This is a genomic window from Rhodococcus sp. P3_B8 (assembly GCF_056402775.1).
Genome location: NZ_JBFUGT010000001.1, coordinates 249,757 through 268,016 on the forward strand (window position 1 = coordinate 249,757; position 18,260 = coordinate 268,016).

The 18,260-nt window shown below is 68.4% G+C and carries 15 protein-coding genes; 11 read left to right on the forward strand and 4 right to left on the reverse strand.

Features of this window, described 5'->3' with window-relative positions; translation table 11 throughout:
- Window positions 1-5: 5 nt before the first annotated feature.
- Window positions 6-464 (reverse strand): helix-turn-helix domain-containing protein, encoded by a 459-nt coding sequence (locus AC1D1G_RS01210; RefSeq protein WP_349307412.1) that lies wholly within the window; start codon window positions 462-464, stop codon window positions 6-8.
- Window positions 465-706: 242 nt separating this feature from the next.
- On the opposite strand from AC1D1G_RS01210, the gene proS reads away from it, so the two are divergent.
- Entirely contained in the window at window positions 707-2,146 is a 1,440-nt protein-coding gene (gene proS, locus AC1D1G_RS01215) for a proline--tRNA ligase (protein ID WP_477950636.1), read from the forward strand.
- A gap of 132 nt (window positions 2,147-2,278) precedes the next feature.
- Window positions 2,279-3,124 (forward strand): hypothetical protein, encoded by an 846-nt coding sequence (locus AC1D1G_RS01220; protein ID WP_477950638.1) that lies wholly within the window; start codon window positions 2,279-2,281, stop codon window positions 3,122-3,124.
- A 48-nt stretch (window positions 3,125-3,172) separates the two neighbouring features.
- Here AC1D1G_RS01220 and AC1D1G_RS01225 read toward each other — a convergent pair whose 3' ends face one another.
- On the reverse strand, window positions 3,173-4,348 hold the full coding sequence (locus AC1D1G_RS01225; RefSeq protein WP_477950640.1) for an MFS transporter: 1,176 nt from the start codon (window positions 4,346-4,348) through the stop codon (window positions 3,173-3,175).
- A 142-nt stretch (window positions 4,349-4,490) separates the two neighbouring features.
- Between AC1D1G_RS01225 and AC1D1G_RS01230 the strand changes: the two genes are divergently transcribed.
- On the forward strand, window positions 4,491-5,852 hold the full coding sequence (locus AC1D1G_RS01230; RefSeq protein ID WP_477950642.1) for an amidase: 1,362 nt from the start codon (window positions 4,491-4,493) through the stop codon (window positions 5,850-5,852).
- Between the two features lie 23 nt (window positions 5,853-5,875).
- On the opposite strand, the gene AC1D1G_RS01235 is transcribed toward AC1D1G_RS01230, so the two are convergent.
- Window positions 5,876-7,063: a CaiB/BaiF CoA transferase family protein gene (locus AC1D1G_RS01235; protein ID WP_112299974.1), complete on the reverse strand. Its 1,188-nt coding sequence runs from the start codon at window positions 7,061-7,063 to the stop codon at window positions 5,876-5,878.
- Between the two features lie 183 nt (window positions 7,064-7,246).
- Here AC1D1G_RS01235 and AC1D1G_RS01240 point away from each other — a divergent pair, with 183 nt between their 5' ends.
- Both AC1D1G_RS01240 and AC1D1G_RS01245 read left to right on the forward strand, forming a co-directional pair.
- On the forward strand, window positions 7,247-8,365 hold the full coding sequence (locus AC1D1G_RS01240; protein WP_477950644.1) for an XdhC family protein: 1,119 nt from the start codon (window positions 7,247-7,249) through the stop codon (window positions 8,363-8,365).
- Between the two features lie 135 nt (window positions 8,366-8,500).
- Window positions 8,501-9,073 carry a hypothetical protein gene (locus AC1D1G_RS01245; RefSeq protein ID WP_477950646.1) on the forward strand — a complete coding sequence of 191 codons (573 nt, stop codon included), beginning with the start codon at window positions 8,501-8,503 and terminating at the stop codon, window positions 9,071-9,073.
- Between the two features lie 18 nt (window positions 9,074-9,091).
- Here the strand turns inward: AC1D1G_RS01245 and AC1D1G_RS01250 are convergent, their stop codons facing one another.
- Window positions 9,092-9,931 (reverse strand): NmrA/HSCARG family protein, encoded by an 840-nt coding sequence (locus AC1D1G_RS01250; protein ID WP_477950648.1) that lies wholly within the window; start codon window positions 9,929-9,931, stop codon window positions 9,092-9,094.
- A gap of 301 nt (window positions 9,932-10,232) precedes the next feature.
- Here AC1D1G_RS01250 and AC1D1G_RS01255 point away from each other — a divergent pair, with 301 nt between their 5' ends.
- From AC1D1G_RS01255 to AC1D1G_RS01280, 6 genes are all read left to right on the forward strand, one after another.
- Window positions 10,233-11,936 (forward strand): PucR family transcriptional regulator, encoded by a 1,704-nt coding sequence (locus tag AC1D1G_RS01255; protein WP_477950650.1) that lies wholly within the window; start codon window positions 10,233-10,235, stop codon window positions 11,934-11,936.
- A gap of 164 nt (window positions 11,937-12,100) precedes the next feature.
- The gene (locus AC1D1G_RS01260) at window positions 12,101-13,528 is read left to right on the forward strand and encodes a uracil-xanthine permease family protein (protein WP_477950652.1); all 1,428 of its coding nucleotides are present in this window, start codon (window positions 12,101-12,103) and stop codon (window positions 13,526-13,528) included.
- A 76-nt stretch (window positions 13,529-13,604) separates the two neighbouring features.
- Window positions 13,605-14,516 (forward strand): FAD binding domain-containing protein, encoded by a 912-nt coding sequence (locus AC1D1G_RS01265; protein ID WP_477950654.1) that lies wholly within the window; start codon window positions 13,605-13,607, stop codon window positions 14,514-14,516.
- Window positions 14,517-14,518: 2 nt separating this feature from the next.
- Window positions 14,519-15,193 carry a (2Fe-2S)-binding protein gene (locus AC1D1G_RS01270; RefSeq protein WP_283352243.1) on the forward strand — a complete coding sequence of 225 codons (675 nt, stop codon included), beginning with the start codon at window positions 14,519-14,521 and terminating at the stop codon, window positions 15,191-15,193.
- A complete protein-coding gene (gene cutA / locus AC1D1G_RS01275) occupies window positions 15,190-17,688 on the forward strand; it encodes an aerobic carbon-monoxide dehydrogenase large subunit (RefSeq protein ID WP_477950656.1) in 2,499 nt (832 codons plus the stop codon). The genes AC1D1G_RS01270 and cutA overlap by 4 nt, the downstream gene beginning before the upstream one ends.
- Window positions 17,685-18,260, forward strand: a 576-nt coding sequence (locus AC1D1G_RS01280) for an SRPBCC family protein (RefSeq protein WP_477950658.1), incomplete at its 3' end; no start/stop codon positions are given. The genes cutA and AC1D1G_RS01280, both read left to right, overlap by 4 nt.

The following is an 18,260-nucleotide window of genomic DNA, read 5'->3' on the forward strand; positions in this document are numbered from 1 at the left end:
CCAGATCAACGAGTCGACACGAAGCCGTCAGCGGCATCGCCCGGGTCCGGGGGTTCCTCGTGCGCCATCTCCTCGAACACCTGGCCCCGGCGCGCCCGCTCACCCTGCTGGAATTCGAGCACGTCCGCCAACTCCACCCGCCGATGCCGGCCCGGCGACGTGTACGGGATCTTCCCCGCTTCCAACAACCGCACCAACGTCGGCCGCGTAATGCCCAACAGGTCCGCGGCCTCCTGCGTCGTCAACACCGTGCGATGAGGTTCCACCGTCACCGCCTGACCCCGATCCAAAGCAGCAACCGCGTCGACGAGCAACCCCCGAACACTGTCCGGCAACGGCACCGACCCGCCCGGGGACGAGATCGACACCTCCTCAGAACCAGCAAGAACGGCCTTCAGTGCTGCGAGAAGATCCCGGTCGTCGGTGGCCGGCGGCAATACCGTGTGGTTCGACCCAGCGCCCATACCTCACCATAAAACGAAAAAAACGAACACACAATGCGGCTGGGCAGCAGCGTAACGGATGACGGACTCAGGAACGAGATCGCGAGCACCATTCCCAGCCAGGCGAGACGGCATGGGCTGCGGTCATCTGGCCTCCCTGTCTGTCCTCGCCGGTGCGGCGAGGGTGATCTCGGACAGGCTGCACCGGAACTCGTCATTCGACAGCTGCGGACGGCTGATTCTCCCGAGTAGTCTGTCTGGGCATGGCACGGGATGAGCGTGGTGTGACAGCCCAGAGTGAGGACTTCGCTGCCTGGTACAACGAGGTGGTGTTCAAGGCGGGTCTCGTGGATCGAGGTCCGGCCAAGGGCACCATGGTGATCCGGCCGTACGGGTACCGGTTGTGGGAGCTGTTGCAGTCCGAGCTGGACCGTCGCATCAAGGACACCGGTCACGAGAATGCGTACTTCCCGTTGCTGATTCCGGAAAGCTACCTGGGCCGGGAGGCCGAACACGTCGAAGGGTTCTCCCCGGAACTGGCGGTGGTCACTCGTGCCGGCGGGAAGGTTCTCGAGGAGCCGTTGGTGGTGCGGCCGACGTCGGAGACGGTGATCGGCGAGATGATGGCCAAGTGGATCAGCTCGCACCGCGACCTGCCGCTGCTGTTGAATCAATGGGCGAATGTGGTGCGGTGGGAGTTGCGGCCGCGAATGTTCCTGCGCACGACAGAGTTTCTGTGGCAGGAGGGTCATACCGCGCACGTCGACGAGGCTGCCGCCCGCCGCGAGACGATGCTGGCCCTGGACATCTATCACGAGGTGGCGCGTGAGTTGGCCGCGATCCCGGTCGTTCCGGGTGAGAAGACACCCGGCGAACGGTTCGCCGGTGCGGTGGCGACCTACACGATCGAGGGCATGATGCGTGACGGTCGTGCACTGCAGTCCGGCACCTCGCATTACATGGGCACCAAGTTCGCGTCGGCGTTCGACATCCGGTTCACCAGCGAGGCTGGACGAGAGGAGTTGTGTCACACCACGTCCTGGGGAATGAGCACCCGGATGATCGGTGGCATCGTCATGACTCACGGCGACGACAAGGGCCTGGTGTTCCCGCCGCGGTTGGCGCCCCACCAGGTGGTGATCGTGCCGATCACCCGCGGCGGCAACGTCGCGGTCGAGGAAGCGGCCGACGAGCTGGCCCGCCGCCTGCGGTCGGTAGGGGTGCGGACCCATGTCGATGCCCGTCCCCACCTCACCCCGGGTTTCAAGTACAACGAGTGGGAGATGCGCGGCGTCCCGGTCCGGCTCGAGCTCGGCCCGCGAGATCTGGAGGCCCGCACCGTGATGATGGTGAAACGGCTCGGCGACGACGGCAAGCAAGCCGTGCCGATCGGCTCCCTGCCCGAGACCATGCCCGGGGTCCTGGACGACTTTCAGGCCTTCCTGCTCGCTCGGGCCACCGCGTTCCGCGACGACCACACCCGAACCGTCGACAACTGGGAGGATTTCGCGGACGCGGTGTCGACCGGGTGGGCACTGGCCCTGCACTGCGGGATTGCCGCGTGCGAGGAGGAGATCAAGTCCCTCACTGCTGCCACCCCGCGATGTGTTCCGCTCGGCGGCGAACCGGAGGCAGGTGGGTGCGTGCGATGTGGCGCGGCGTCGGCGTATGGCAAGCGGGTGATCTTCGGGCGAGCGTACTGACGGGGCGTACGTACAGGGGTGGCTATCACCACCCCTCGGGGGACTATTCGAAGGCCGGGCACTCGACGGACGCTGGGGATCTCGAAAACCGACTACTCGGAGAGAAACCCCACGACCGAAAGGAACCCCCCCATGCCCCGCATCCTCGGTGCCACCGTCCCTGACGTCCACGAACACGATCCGCCGGGCGCCGCCCTGCCCGCGGCCGAATCCGTCCACAAAGAGGTCCGTCACCACTGGGCCTTCGCCCGGATGGGCCTGTATCTGCTGCTCGCCTCCCTACCACTGCTCGCGATCTCGGCGCAGGTGTTCGGTGTCGTGCCGATGAATGCCACCGGTGCGCTGGTGATCATTCCGCTCGCCGCCACCCTCGCCGTGTTGTGCGTGTTCGCTCCGCACCCGATCGACCGCATCGTCGGCCACGGCCTCGGCTGGGGGATGTTCGCGTGTCTGGCCTACGACGTCTTCCGCCTCGACACCGTGTATCTGCTCGGGTTGTGGGGCGACTTCATTCCGAAAATGGGTACGTGGCTGCACTCGGGAACCGACACCCGGACCGGCGCGATCGTCGGCTACCTGTGGCGGTACCTCGGCGACGGCGGCGGCATCGGAATCGCCTTCTTCCTCATCGCCCTCGCGCTCGGCCTCCAACATCGGTCACGCCGCGTCGTCCTCCTCGCGTTCGTCACCTTCGCGGTGTTCCCGGTGTGGGCCGGGCTCATCGGAACGGTCGCCCTGTCGCCGCACGGACAGCACGACATGTTCCCGCTCACGCCGACGACGATCACGTTGTCGCTGATCGGGCACCTGATCTTCGGGCTCGTGCTCGGTCTCGGCTTCCTGCGCGCGCGGGGCCGACTCGGCCAGCACTGGCCGTGGCCGCCGCTGCTCCCGGTGCGGTCGCGGGCCGGTACGCCGCAGCCGCGCAGTGAGGCGCTGGTGCCCGCGTGCGGCGAGTGCGGCGCGACCGCACGGTAGGACCCTCCCCAGGTGAGTGGCGAAGCGTGCTCGGGCACGTTTCGCCACTCACGTGTGGGTGAGGTGCCGGTCCTTCACCTTCCGGCCCACCGCCACGGACAGCAGCATCAGCAGTGCCGCCCCCACGAAGCAGGTGGCGTAACCGAGGTGCGGGGCGAGGAGTGAGATGACCAACGGGACGGCGAAGCCGACGTAGATCAGGCAGTAGAACACCGCCACGGTCTGCGCGAGTTCGTTTGCCGGTGCCAGTCTTTCGACGGACGCGAGACCGGAACCGAGCAGTATGCCGTAGCAGGATCCGAGGAGGAAGGCCGCGACGACGATCGCGGCGACGGCCGGCGCCCCGTCCGTGTACGCGACCACGGTCGCGGCGCCGAAGCCCAGCACCCCGAGGGTGATGCCGACCCGGATTCCGGCGGCGGCGTCGTCCTGCTGCGACCACCGTTTGGCCCACGGCTGGATCACCGCACCGGTGATCAGGGTCAGCGCCGCGACGAGCCCGGTGAAGGCCACCGACGTGGACCGCAGCGACTCGGAGACGAGCGGCGGAAGGGTCGCGAACGACACGGTCGCCACACCGAACACCCACGGTGCCCAGGGTGCGATGCCCCATCGGAACTGGGGTGTCGCCAGCGCCGACAGGGGTGTGGCGGTGAGGTCTGTCGCCCGGACCCGAACGTCGGGCACCGCCCACACCAGCGCCAGGGCTCCGAGCATCAGCGCGATGTGCACCAGGTACGGGAGCAGTTCGGGGGCGGGGAGCCACTGCGCGATCACGCCGGCGAACAGGGCTCCGCAGCCGAATCCCGCGGACAACGACACGGCGGCGCGGCGTGCACCCGCCCCGGCCGGGGCGGTGGAGCCGAGTTCCTTCATCCAGGCGGTGCCGGCGCCGAACGCCATGCCGGACGCGAGTCCGGCCAGCACCCGGCCCAGGTAGAGCAGGTCGGGGACGGCGGCGCCCGCGATGAGGACGAGGGAGGAGACGATGCCGACGGGGATCATCGGGCGGATCACCGCGCGCCGCCCGAACCGGTCGGACACGCGCCCGAAGTACAGCAGAGCGGGCACCAGCCCGACGACGTACGACGCGAGCATCGCGGTGAACGAGCCGTTGCCGAGACCGAGATGTTCGCGGTAGACGAGCTGCATCGGGGCGAACTGGTTGGCACCCCAGCTGACCGCGAACAGCGCGGCGGCGAGGCGGACCCAGGGCGGAAGCATCACCTGATCCTCCCAGAGCCCGTAGCGCGGCGAAGTATCAACTCTTCACAGCTCGGGCCACGGTTTCCTGTGCACACTGGCCGTGTGCGGCGGGTCCGGCGATGTCTAGCGTCGACCCCTGAGCACGAGCCGAGGAGGACATGTGTGGGGTAACGACGGCAGTTGGGTCGGCTCGGACGCGCAGACGATCGCCCGCGCGGTGACGAACCGGGAGGTGTCCGCGAGCCAGGTGCTCGACGACCACCTGGCGCACATCAAGGCCCGGAACCCGGAGCTGAACGCCGTCATCACCGTCGCGGAGGATCAGGCGATCCGGGCCGCCGACGACCTCGACATCCGGATCGGCCGAGGGGAGGACGTCGGTCCTCTGGCCGGGGTCCCGTTCACCGTGAAGGACCTGATCGCCACCGCGGGTGTCCGGACGACGGCGGGATCGCGCGCGCTCGAGCACAACGTGCCTTCTGTCGACGCGCCCGCGGTGGCCGCGATGAGGGCGGCCGGCGCGATTCTCGTCGGGAAGACGAACACCCCGGAGTTCGGGGCCAGCGGTCTGACGCACAACGACTTGTTCGGGTACACCGTGAACCCGCTGCGGCCCGGCGGTGTCTCCCGCTCCCCCGGCGGTTCGAGCGGCGGCGAGGCGGCGGCGATCGCGTCCGGGATGAGTGTTGTCGGTCTCGGCACCGACTTCGGCGGCTCGGTCCGCTGGCCCGCCCACTGCACGGGTCTGCGGTCGGTGCGCCCGACGATCGGCCGGGTGGACCCCGACGGACAGTATCCCGGCGTCCCGTCGGGTGATCACCTGCTGACCAATCCGGCGACCATGCACGGCACGCTGCAGACGATCGGCCCGATGGCGCGGACACTGGACGACGCGGCGCTCGTGCTGCGGGTGCTCTCGTCCCGGCAGTACCGCTGGACGGACCCGGCTTCGGTGGACCTTCCGCGTCTCGACATCACGTGGGCGCCCGGTGACGGAACCGTGCCCGTCGGCGAGGAGATCGCCGCGGCCGTCGCCGGCGCCGCCGGCAGGCTCGATGCCCGACCGTACGAGGGCGGGGCGCTGTCGCAGGGAAACGATCTGTTCGGGACGTTGCGTGCGGTCGAAACCCACACCGACATCACCGAACTCGGCACCGACTTCGGAACGAACATCGCCACGATGCTCGCCGACGCGCGGGACGTGGACCGGCGCCTGGTCGAGCGACTGTGGGCGCAGCGAGCGGAACTCGTCCACCGATTGCTCGGCGAGATGGGCGACGTGCTCGTCCTTCCCGTCGCCTCGATCCCGGCGCCGCCGCTCGGCGAGGAACTGTTCGACGTCGGTGGGCAGTCGCTCACGTGGGCTCAGGCCCTGGCGAGTTGCCGCGCGATCAGTGTGACGGGTCTGCCGTCCGTCGTCGTTCCGGTGGGAAGCACCCGGTCCGGGTTGCCGATCGGCGTGCAGGTCGTCGCGCGCCCATGGTGCGAGCACGTGGCGTTGGCCGTGGCCGCCCGGTTGTGAGGCGACCACGGCCGACGCGGGTGTCAGATCACCCGGTCTCGCCGCAGGCCCTCGATGTCTTCGTCGCTCAGCCCGAAATCACCGAGCACCTCGGCCGTGTCCTGTCCCAGCACCATCGGCGGCGCATTCCGGATGGGCAGCGTCTCGTCGTCCACCCAGAACGGACCACGGACCAGCGGCACTTCACCGCCGTTCGGTGTGGCCACCGGCTGCACCATCTTCAGCGCCTGCACCTGCGGGTCGGCGAAGGCCTGATCGATCGTGTGGACGGGACCGCACGGGATGCCCGCCGCGCGAATCGCCGTCACCCATTCGGCGGCCGGCCGCACGGACAGCAGTTCGAGGAGTTCCTTGGTGAGCCGATCGCGGTGCGCGAGTCGTGACTGGCCGGTGCGGTATTCGGGCCGGTCGGCGAGTTCGGGATCCCCGAGAACCTGGCACAGCGACTCCCAGTGCCGATCCGAGCCGGTCGCGATGATGATGGGGAAATCGGCCGTGTCGAACGTGCCGTACGGCGTGATCGTCGGGTGCGTGTTGCCGTTCGGTTCCGCGACGCGTCCGGTGCTCAGATAGTTCTGCGCCTGGAACGACATGATCGACAGGGCCGATTCGAGCAGCGACGTCTGCACGTGATGGCCGGCGCCGTCACGGCCCCGCGACACGAGTGCCGCCGTGATGCCCAGTGCCGCATAGATACCGGACACCGTATCGATGATCGGGATGCCGACGCGCATCGGCGTGTGGTCGCCCGCGCCGGTCACCGACATCAGGCCCGACATGCCCTGCGCCACCTGATCGAGTCCCGGGGAGAACTGCTCGGGTCCGGTCGGGCCGAAACCACTGACACTCATGACGATCACTCCGGGATTGTCCTCGGCGAGCGACTCCTGATCGAGTCCCATGTCCGCGAGGACGCCGGGTCGGAAGTTCTCGACGATGACGTCCACGTCGACGGCCATGCGGCGCAGCAGTTTCCGACCCTGCTCGCTGCGCATGTCGAGCGCGACGGACCGTTTACCGCGGTTGACGGAGGCGAAGTACAGGCTGTCGCTGCCGTCGAACGGCGGCCACTGCCGGGAACTGTCGCCACCGGAACGGGTCTCGACCTTGATGATGTCGGCGCCGAAATCCGACAGCAGTGCCGTGCACAGCGGACCGGCGAGGGCCCGCGTGAGGTCGAGGACCCGGATCCCGCTGAGCAACTGGTTCATGGTGGATCCTCGGTTCTCTGTGAAGGAAGGGGGACCGTCCGAGAATTGCGGACCCGCCGATCGATAGCGATGGCGAGAATGCACAAGCGGCCGCTGGGGATTTCGGCGCATTGTGTGCCGCGACGGCCGGTCGCCGCCGGTTAGCGTGAGGGTCCCGACGAAGCACCCGAGGAGTACGAGACGATGCGCGACATCCTGACGGGCCTGCAAGCGTGGTTCGCTCGTGGCGAGAACTTCGTCCTCGCCACGGTGGTGCGCACCTGGAAGTCGTCTCCGCGGTCACCGGGCGCGGCGATGGCCGTGTCGGAATCCGGTGAGGTGCTCGGAAGTGTGTCCGGTGGGTGCGTCGAGAGCGCGCTGTACGAGACGGCGCGGGACGTGCTGGCCGACGGGCGCAGCCGGACCGAGGTGTTCTGCGTGGCGGACGACGACGCGATCGGTGTCGGTCTGACGTGCGGCGGCACCATCGAGGTGTTCGTTCAGCGTATCGGGAGCAACGACTTCCCGGACTTCGCGGACGTGGCGCGCAGGATCCGCGGCGGTGAGCCGATCGCCGTCGTGACGGAGACCGGCGACGGAGCACGGACCCGGCGCAGCGTGATCACCGGGGACGGGCCCGCGGGCGACCTCGACCTGCCCGAGACCGATGTCGATAATGTCCGCCGTCGCCTCGACGCCGGTGAGTCGCGGGTGTATCAGCTGCGGTCCGAGACGGTGTGCATGGTCGAGATCTTCGCGCCCCCGCCGCGGATGTACATCTTCGGGGCCATCGACTTCGCGGCGGCCATGTGCACGCTGGGCGCGTTCGCCGGCTACCACGTCACGGTGATCGACGCCCGCGCCGTGTTCGCGACGCGCGCCCGGTTCCCGGACGCCGACGACGTCGTCGTGATGTGGCCGCACCGGTTCCTCGAGACCGCGCCGGTCGACCACCGGACGGTCCTCGCGGTGCTCACCCACGACGAGAAATTCGACATCCCACTGCTGGAGCTGGCCCTGCGATCGGACGCCGCGTACATCGGCGCGATGGGCAGCCGGGCCACGCACCAGCGCCGGGTCGCGCTGCTGCGGGAACAGGGGACGACCGCGGCGGAGCTGGCACGGCTGCACTCCCCGATCGGCCTCGACCTGGGCGCGCGCACTCCCGAGGAGACCGCGGTGTCGATCCTCGCCGAGATGATGAAGACGACCCGGGGCACCACCGGGCTCGAGCTCCAGCAGCTGAGCGGTCCGATTCACCGTGATGTCGAAGTCCAGGAGTGCGTAGCCGGCGGGCCACCAGTCGCATCACGGCGTGGGTAATCGGACGCAGTTTCGGGTAACCGGACGTGGAGCGACGACGCGGGACGTCAAGGCGGTGGAAGGGGCGTCTCCCGCGCCGGTATGGAACCCCTGCGGCGGCACCCAGTCCTTCCTTTCACCCGACATAGAGGCCTCATGAACATCATCACCGCACTTCCCCTGGCCGTACTGCGCGCGCAGTACACGATCGTGCGCTACCCCCTTCACTTGATCGACGAACAGGTCATCGCACACCTGGCACCCGCAGCACCGGCCCGACGGCTGTACCGGGGCGGCCTCGGCCTGCTCGATTGCGCCGTCGGCAGCGTTCTGGGTCACCAGGACCGTGCCCATCGTGGCGCCGACGCCCCACCCCGCATCACCCTGGTCGCCGGCACCGCCCCCGACACCGATGACGATCCCGGCGCCTCGGATATCGCTGCCGCCGAGGTCGAGACCGCCTCTCGGTCCGCGGTCGTAGGGAACGCCGAGCTGAACGAGAAGGCGGCCCATCAACTCGACACCGATTCGCTCGCCGAGAACCTCGACGACGTAGCCGACACCGCCGACCCGGCGACCACCACCGTCATAACCCGGCTTGCGGACGCCGCGAGCACCGAACCCGACACGACACTGACCGGTGAGCTGGCCGACCGCGTAGCCGACCTCGCCCGGGCCGACACCCCACCACCGGGCACCCGGACAACCCCGACCGGCAAACGCCACTAATCTGCGGAGATCACGCGGTCACGCCAACTCGGCTGCCCAATCAGCGAAGCTCTGCCACCCCACCTCGGGGTAGAGCCGGCGCAGTTCGCCGATGTTCGCGTCGTACCCGGTGTCGGTAAGGAAGCGGAACATCGCCCGCATGTCCGGCGATGCGATGGCGTCCGCGTCGGACGCATGGGCATGAACCGGCGTGCCCAGTACCTCGCCGAGCACTTCGGCCATCCGACGTGGCGTCGGATCGTCCGACGCCAGGTCGATTCGTGTCCGGGCAAAGCGGTCCGGGTCGTCGAACACGAGGGCGACGAACCGACCGAGGTCCCGGCGCGACAACTGCTGCAGCGGGGTGTCGACCGGCAGAGGCAGATCGAGCCGGCCTCGGCGGATGCTGTCGAGGCCACCGAGCAGGTTGTCATAGAAGTAGGTCGGCCCGACGATCGTGTACGAGACCGAGGAGTCTCGCAGCAACGACTCGGTAGCAGCCTTCGTGTCGAAATGTGGGACCCCGGTGCTCTTGTCCGCGTCGGCCACCGAAGAAAACACCACGTGGGGAACACCGGAATCACTGAACGCGCCGACAAGCGCGGCACCCTGAGCGATTTCCGCCTCCGGGCCGTCCTCGAAAGGCGTTGTCATGGCGAACACGCCCGCGCACCCCTCGACGGCTGACGCGATCGCCGCCCGATCGGTGATATCAGCCACGGCAATGTCGACGCCTCGCAGGCGCAACGCGTCTGAGCGCGAAGAGCTTCGACGGACCAGCGCTCGTACCTCACGTCCTCGTTCGAGGAGCGCGTCGACGACGGCGCCTCCTTGACCACCCGTTGCTCCGACGACTGCATACGGCTCACTCATGGGCACAAGATCTCTCCTTCTCGACCGCGCCAGCCTACTCGCAGGCTCCGGCCGCTCACCGCGACGTCTGCCCTGGTCGGTGCGACGATGGTTGTGATCCGGTCCGGGTTGAAAGCACGCAACCTGCCCGGCTGTGCGGTAGGCGCACGCCAGATGCCGATCCACGAGTTGCCCTTCGTGTACATAGGTTTCGTACGCATCCGAGTGCGCCGCGTGACCGTCGTTTGACGGGTATTCGGTTTCGACTTAAGGTCACACTTTCGCGCCATTCGGGGCGAGTATCGGATCAGGTGAGCAGGGTGTTGCAGTGACGGCGAGGGATGTCGGTAGTTCCGCTCCCGGGTTCCGCGCAGCCGCCGACACCGGCGACGGGCCTGCTCGGGACGTTGCGCCGCAACCGTTCGCCGACGTGCTGGTGTCCGATCTCCTCGTCTCCCCGACCCTCGTCGCCGGCGAGACCGGCACCTCGCGTGAGGTGTCGAACGTCGCCATGATGGCGGTGCCGGACATCGGACCGTGGCTCCGCACCGGGCAGTTGCTGCTCACCACGTCCGCGGTTCTCGGCCGGCTGGTCGAGCCGATCGACGCGTTTCTCGCCCGACTCGACAGGCGGGGCGTCTCCGGGCTCGCCGTCCGGCTCGACGACCCCACCGCGATGCTGCCGGCCGAGATGTCCGATGCGGCCGACGAACTCGGGCTTCCCGTCGTCGTGGTCGCGGACCTGTACTCGCAGACACACCCGCTGGCGGCTGCGCTCGCGGAGTTGTCGGCCCGGCAGGTCGACGCCGTGTTCGAGGCGGACCGGCTGCGGAGAGTGCTCGTCGACGCCGTCATGGCCGGCGGAGGGTTCGCCGAACTCGCCGACGCCGTCCACGGTGAACTGGGCGGGGCCGTGCTGATCACGACACCCGACGGACGTCAGTTGTGCCGGGCCGGGGACGAGTCCGAGCTGAACCGGCTGGCGTCGAGTGCGGCGCTCGACTCCACCGGGCGGGTCCGCACCGATTCGACGGAGGGCGGGCTCGGCCTGCACCGGCTGGGCGACGAGTTCATCGCCGTCTCAGCGATTTCGGCCAACGGCATCGATCACGGGCGGCTGGTGCACTTCAGCACCGGACACCCGCTGCGCAGCGAAGACCTGTATCTCGTCGAGCAGGCGGCGGCGGTGTGCGCCCTGGTGGTCGCCCGCGAACTGGTCGTGTCCTCGGTGGAGGAGAAGCATCGCGCGAACTTCGTGCGGGACCTGCTGCTCGGCCGCGGCGGCGAACACGAGCACGTCGTCGCGCACGCCAAGACGTTCGGCTGGGACCTGGACCGTCCCGTGGTCGTCGTGGTGATCGAACCCGATCCGGTCGGTGAGGACGAGCCGTCGATGCCCACCCGGATGCCGCTCGTCGAGCGACAGGCGCGGGCATTCACGAGTGCCGTCGCGGGCCGTGACACGGGTGCCGCGGTCACCGCGCTGGCGACGGAGACGGTGATCCTGATGGGGGTCTGCACCGACACGATGAACCTCGTCCACGAACTCGTCGCGTACGTGCGCGGCGACGGCGGGGGTGGGCGCCGGCCCTTCGGGGTGGGGGTGTCCCGGCCGACGGACTCGGTGGACGGCATCCCGGCCCTCTACGGCCAGGCCCGGACCGCGCTGAAGGTGGGACGGCAGATCACCGGCGCCTGGGCCGTGACGCATTTCGACGACCTCGGCGTCTACCGGCTGCTGAGCCTCGTCGAGGACGACCGCGAACTCGAGTCGTTCGCGCAGGAGACCCTGCGTGAGCTGACGGCGGACACACCCGAGGCGCAGGACATGCGCCGTACCCTCGAGGTGCTGCTCGCCACCAACATCAACATCGCCGAAACCGCACGTCAACTGCACTTTCACTACAACACGCTGCGGTACCGGGTGGTGAAGCTGGAGAAGATGCTCGGGTCGTTCACCGATCACCCCGAATTGCGCCTCGACCTGTCGCTCGCCCTCAAGATCATGGCGATGCGCGGCATCAATTCCTAAAGTTGCCAATTTCGCCGGGCACGCACTGGCAGATTCTTCTCACGCCGGGTGGCTGACGCTGTAATAACGTTGCCCTCCTATCGAGGTGCAACTGTGACATGCGGCACATCATCGAAGCTGGCCGCCGGCACCCCTGCACCGCCACCTGTCTGAAAGGTCCCCCTATGCCTATCTGGACACTGCACGGAGATGGCAAGACCATCGCGCCCGGGGAGGTCGTCGCCCCGAGCGAACGGCTCAGCTGGGGTCGCACGATCGGGCTCGGCGGGCAGCACGTGGTCTCGATGTTCGGGGCCACGTTCGTCTTCCCGATCATCATGGGTCTCAATCCTCAACTGGCCGTGATGTTGTCGGGATTCTGCACCCTCTTCTTCCTGCTGGTCGTCAGGGGCCGGATTCCCAGTTACCTGGGGACGTCGGCCGCGTTCGTCGGCGGCATCGCCGCCATCCGCGCCCAGGGCGGCACCTCGGCGCAGGTGACCGGGGCGATCCTGGTGTCGGGTCTCGTGCTCGCCGGGATCGGCGTGCTGATCCACTTCCTCGGCGGCGGGGTGGTGTTCAAGATCCTGCCGCCCGTGGTCACCGGTGCCGTCGTCATGCTGATCGGGTTCAACCTGGCCCCGGTCGTCGCCGGAACGTACTGGCCGCAGGACCAGTGGGTCGCGTTGACGGTGATGGTCGTGCTGGTGGTGGCGAGCGTCGCGCTCCGCGGATTCCTCGGGCGGGTCGCGATCTTCCTGACGCTGCTTTTCGGATACGTGCTGTCGTGGGTGCTGGACCTGACGACCGGCATGATCACGTCGTACGACCCGGTGGCCGGCGGAGTCACCGAGCACTTCCGTGTCAACTGGGACGGCGTCTCCTCGGCGTCGTGGATCGGGCTTCCGCCGTTCTCCGACGAGGCGAACGGCGTCGTGGGCATCCACGCGCCGTCGTTCAGTCTCACGTTCATCGTCCTCGTGCTGCCCGGTGTGATCGCCCTGATCGCGGAGAACGCCGGGCACGTCAAGGCCGTCGCCGAGATCACCAAGACCGACCTCGACCCGATGATGGGACGCGCCCTGATCGGCGACGGCCTGGCCACCACCATCGCGACCAGCGTCGGCGGATCCCCCACGACGACGTACGCCGAGAACATCGGCGTCATGGCCGCGACGAAGGTGTATTCGACGGCCGCGTACGCCGCGGCAGGCGTCATCGCGATGCTGCTGGGTTTCTCCCCCAAGTTCGGTGCCGTCATCTCCGCGACCCCCGGCGGTGTGCTCGGCGGAATCACGGTGGTGCTCTACGGGATCATCGGCCTGCTCGGCGCGAAGATCTGGAAGGAGAACGGCGTCGACTTCGGCAACCCGCTCAACCTGATGCCCATCGCCGCCGGCCTGATCATCGCGATCGGTGACACGGAGCTGACGTTCACGGACAGTTTCTCCCTCAGCGGCATCGCGCTCGGCACCATCGTGGTGATCGGGATGTACCACCTGTGCCGCGTCATCGCCCCGAAGGACGCCGACGACGCGGGGGCAGGCGGTCACACCCCGAAGCCCACCGCAGACGACGGAACGGCCCCGGATCGGGTCGGTCAGCTCACGTGATCTGCCATCGGTGGGACGTGAGTTTTGTCACTAGTTCACGAAACGTCGAGCGCACGATACGGGCAGGATCTGAGGAATGAAACCGTCGCCACTGACTTATCACCGACCTCGGTCGATCGACGAGGCCTGTCAGATCCTCGCGGACGTGGCTCACGAGGGAAAAGTGCTCGCGGGCGGGCAGTCGCTGATCCCGTTGCTCTCCATGCGTCTGGCCGCGCCGGCGCACCTCGTCGACATCGGATCGATCCCCCGGCTGGACGCGGTGTCGTCGTCACGCGAGCTCGGTGTCACGTTCGACGCACTGACCACCCATTCGGTGCTCGAAGCCGACCGCGGCGCCGCCCAGGTGCAGCCGCTGATCGGCCGCGGACTGCGTCTCGTCGCACACCCGACCATCCGTAACCGCGGCACGACGGTCGGCTCGATCGTCCACGCCGACCCGTCCGCCGAGATGCCGGCCGTGCTGGCGCTGCTCGGCGGCTCGGTCACCGTGCGTTCGGTGCGAGGGGTCCGGGAGATCCGCTCGACCGACCTGTTCGCCGGGCCGCTCGAAACGACGCTCGAGGCGGACGAGATCGCCACGAGCGTCACCGTCCCGGCCGCCGAACCCGGTGTCGGGACGGCGATCGACGAGATCGCCCGCAGGCACGGCGACTACGCACTCGTCGGGGTCGCGGCGCAGGTGCGGGTCGAACGCGGTGYGGTTTCGGAGGCCCGGATGACGTACGTGTCGGCCGGCGAACTCGGTGAGGTCGTCGACTACACGGACGTGCTGCGGGGTGCGTCCGCGACGGACGACCGGGACCCGTTGTGGCGGAATCTGTCCGAGTTCGCGCGGGAGCGGATCGACACCGAGCCCGACATCCACGCCACGGCGCGGTACCGGTCGCAGTTGGTGGCGGCGCTGACCGCCCGGGTCGGGTTCGCGGCCGCGCAGGATGCAGTACTCGACGGTGCCGCCGTGCACGCGTCGGCGGGAGGAAGGTGACCATGGCAAAGGCAATGCATCGTGGCGGCGAAGGCCGCCCGCGTCAGCGCAGCATCGACGAGCAACTCGCCGAACTGCAGGAGGAGACGGGCGAACAGCACGTCGCGGTGACGTTCACGCTCAACGCGGTGACGCAGACGGTGGTGCTGCCGTCGCGCACGCTCGCGTCCGACGCGATCCGGCACCATCTACGCCAGACGGGGACACACGTCGGCTGCGAGCACGGGGTCTGCGGCGCATGCACCGTGCTGCTCGACGGCAAGCCCGTGCGGTCGTGCCTGGTGCTTGCGGCGAGCCTCGAGGGCCGGGAGGTCACCACCGTCGAGGGTCTCGTCGAACCCGACGGCACCCTGCATCCGGTGCAGCAGGCGTTCATCGACTGCCACGGTCTGCAGTGCGGATTCTGCACTCCCGGCTTCGTGACCACCATCGCCGCGTTCCTCGAGGAGAACGATTCACCCACCCGCGAGGAGGCCACCGACGCGATCGCGGGCAACCTCTGCCGGTGCACCGGATACCAGAACATCAGGGCGGCCGTGCTGCGTGCCGCGGAGATCAAGCGCGAGCGTTCGGGCGAGTTCCCGCTCGGCGAGGACGACGAGTCGTCGCGGGCCTCACTCGATCCGAAGGTCCGCGGCACGACCAACCCGGTCGCTGGAAGGGCAGGGCGAGCATGAGCGTCACAAAACCCCGCACCGAGCCCGCGCCCACCACGGACGCCGACGCGCCCGCCGCGTCGGAGAAGTTGTTCGGCAAGCCGATTCCCCGCACGGAGGATGCCCGGCTCCTGTCCGGCAACGGCCGCTACCTCGACGATCTGGGGCACAACGCGCTCATCGCCGCGTTCGTCCGGTCACCGCACGCGCATGCCCGCATCACGGGGATCGACATCGATGCCGCACTCGATCTGCCTGGTGTGCACGCGATCTACACGTACGACGACCTCGTGGACGACTCCCCGGAGATGGCGGAGAACCTCCCCCTCCTGATCCCGCATCCGGCGATCACCGCCCCGCGCAACGGGTATCCGCTCGCCAAGGACGAGGTCAACCACGTCGGCGAGGCGATCGCGATGGTCGTCGCCGACAACCGGTACATCGCCGAGGACGCGTGCGCCAAGATCGACGTCACGTACGAGATGCTCCCACCGGTCGTGGGCATCGACGTGGCGCGGCAGGCGGACAACGCGGTGCACGCGGACGTCCCCGACAACGTCGCGGCGCACCTGCAGCACGGATTCGGCGACGTGGACGCGGAACTGGCGAACGCACCGCACCGGCTGACCCTGAACCTCGAGATCGAGCGGTCGGCGTCGATGCCGATGGAGGGCAAGGGCGTCTACGCGCGCTGGGACACCGACGAGCAGGCGCTCACGTTCTGGACGTCCACGCAGACGTCCACGTCGGCCCGCGCCGCGATCGCGGCACGACTGAAGATGGCGCACAACAAGGTCCACTGCATCGCACCCGACGTCGGCGGCGGTTTCGGCGTCAAGATCGTCCACCCGTGGCCGGAGGAGGTCATGGTCACCTGGGCCGCGCGACGGCTCGGGACGGCGGGCATCTCGAGCGAGGTCAAATGGGTCGAGGACCGGCGCGAGCATTTCGTGTCGAGCGCGCACGAGCGCGGCCAGATCCAGGAGGTGACGGTCGGATTCGACGACGACGGCACCCTCCTCGCGTTCGATTTCACGTTCTGGCACGACAACGGCGCCTACCTGCCGTACGGCATCATCGTCATGCTGAACACGTCGACGCAGGTGCTCGGGCCGTACAAGCCGAAATCGTTTCGGGTGGACGCGTACTCGCTGTACACGAACACCGTGATCGTCACGCCCTACCGCGGCGCCGGCCGACCGCAGGCCGTGTTCGCGATGGAACGGGCGATGGACGCGATCGCGAAGTATCTCGGCAAGGGCGTCATCGAGGTCCGCGAGCACAACTTCATCCGTCCCGAGGAAATGCCGTACGACTTCCACCTCACGTTCCAGGACGGCCGCCCGCTGATCTACGACACCGGCGACTACCAGGCCGGGATCGACAAGCTCAAGACACTCATCGACTGGGACGGGTTCGCCGACTACAAGAAGCAGGCGAAGGCCGAAGGCCGGGCAGTGGGCATCGGGATCGGCGCCTACGTGGAAGGCACCGGGCCCGGCCCGTACGAGGGCGCCCACGTCCTCGTCGAGACGTCCGGGAAGGTCAAGGCCGCAACGGGTCTGACCACCCAGGGTCAGGGCCACCAGACGGCGTTCGCGCAGATCGTCGCGGACGACCTCGGCGTGCCGGTCACCGACGTGGAGATCGTCACCGGCGACACCCGTCGATTCGGCTACGCCGTCGGCACGTTCGCGTCCCGCGGCGCCGTGATGTCCGGATCGGCGTTCCACGTGGCGGCGCAGATGGTGGCCGAGAAGGCCCGCACGATCGCCGGTGAGGCGCTGAACCTCGATCCCGCCGAACTGGAACTTCGCGGTGGGCACGTGTGCAAGATCGGCACGCTGCCCGGCGCCGAGGGCACGTCCATCTCGCTGGGTGTGGTCGCGGTGCTGTCGAATCCGCTGCGCTACGCGTTCGACGACGCGTCGAGGCAGGCCACCGGATTCGCGAAAGCCGACGCCGACATGACGATTCCGCCGGTCCGGGAGGGCGAGCAACCCGGGCTCGAGGCCACCGGCTACTACTCGCCCCCGACGTCGACGTTCGCGTCCGGTGTGCACGCGGCGATCGTCGAAACCGATCCGGTGACGGCGGAGATCCACGTGCGGCGGTACGCCGTGATCCACGACTGCGGCAACGTCATCAACCCGCGGATCGTCGAGGGCCAGGTCATGGGCGCTGTCGCGCAGGGTGTCGGCGGCGCGCTGTACGAAAGGATCGTCTACGACGAGCACGGCCAGATGCTCAACGCGTCGTACATGGATTTCCTGATGCCGTTCGTCACCGAGATGCCCGACTCGCTCGAGATGGACCACACCGTCACCCCGTCCGGTCTCAATCCCCTCGGGATGAAGGGCGCAGGCGAGGCGGGCGTGATCCCGACGTCCGCCGTCATCGCGGCTGCGATCGAGGACGCGGAAGGCATCCCGATCACCTCCATGCCGATATCCCCTTCAGAGTTGTTCGAGCTTCGCCTCGCACACGCGTCGTCACAGAGCAAGGAGAACGAATGAGAATCGCCGGCACCGCCCTACTGACGGCCCCACCGGAGGCCGTGTACGACAACCTGCAGGACGGACGGGTCCTCGCGGCGACCATCCCCGGGGTGCAGTCCCTCGAGCAGCTCAGCGACAACCATTACAAGTTGTCCATCACCGCGGGTGTCGCGTCCATCAAGGGCACCTATGACGGCGAAGTGATTCTGTCGCAGCAGAATCGGCCCGAGTCGTTCGTGATGACGGCATCGGGTGCGGGCGCCCCCGGCACCGTCAAGGCCGACGTGACGGTGCGGCTCGAGGAACGCGACGGCGGCACCCTGCTCAGCTACGACGCGGACGCCGTCGTCGGCGGCATGGTCGGCGGCGTCGGGCAGCGGATGATCACCGGCGTCGCGAAGAAGATGGCCGGGGTGTTCTTCAAGGGCATCGACGGCGTGATCGCCAACGGCATTCCGGCGGCCGAGGTGGCCGCGGCGCCGGGCGAGGTTCCGGCGGTCGCCGGCGTCGCGGAGGCGGCCCCGGTTCCCGCGGCAGCCGCCGCGCGGGTGCGGGTGCCCGAGGGCACCTCCACGGCAACCGTTCTCGCG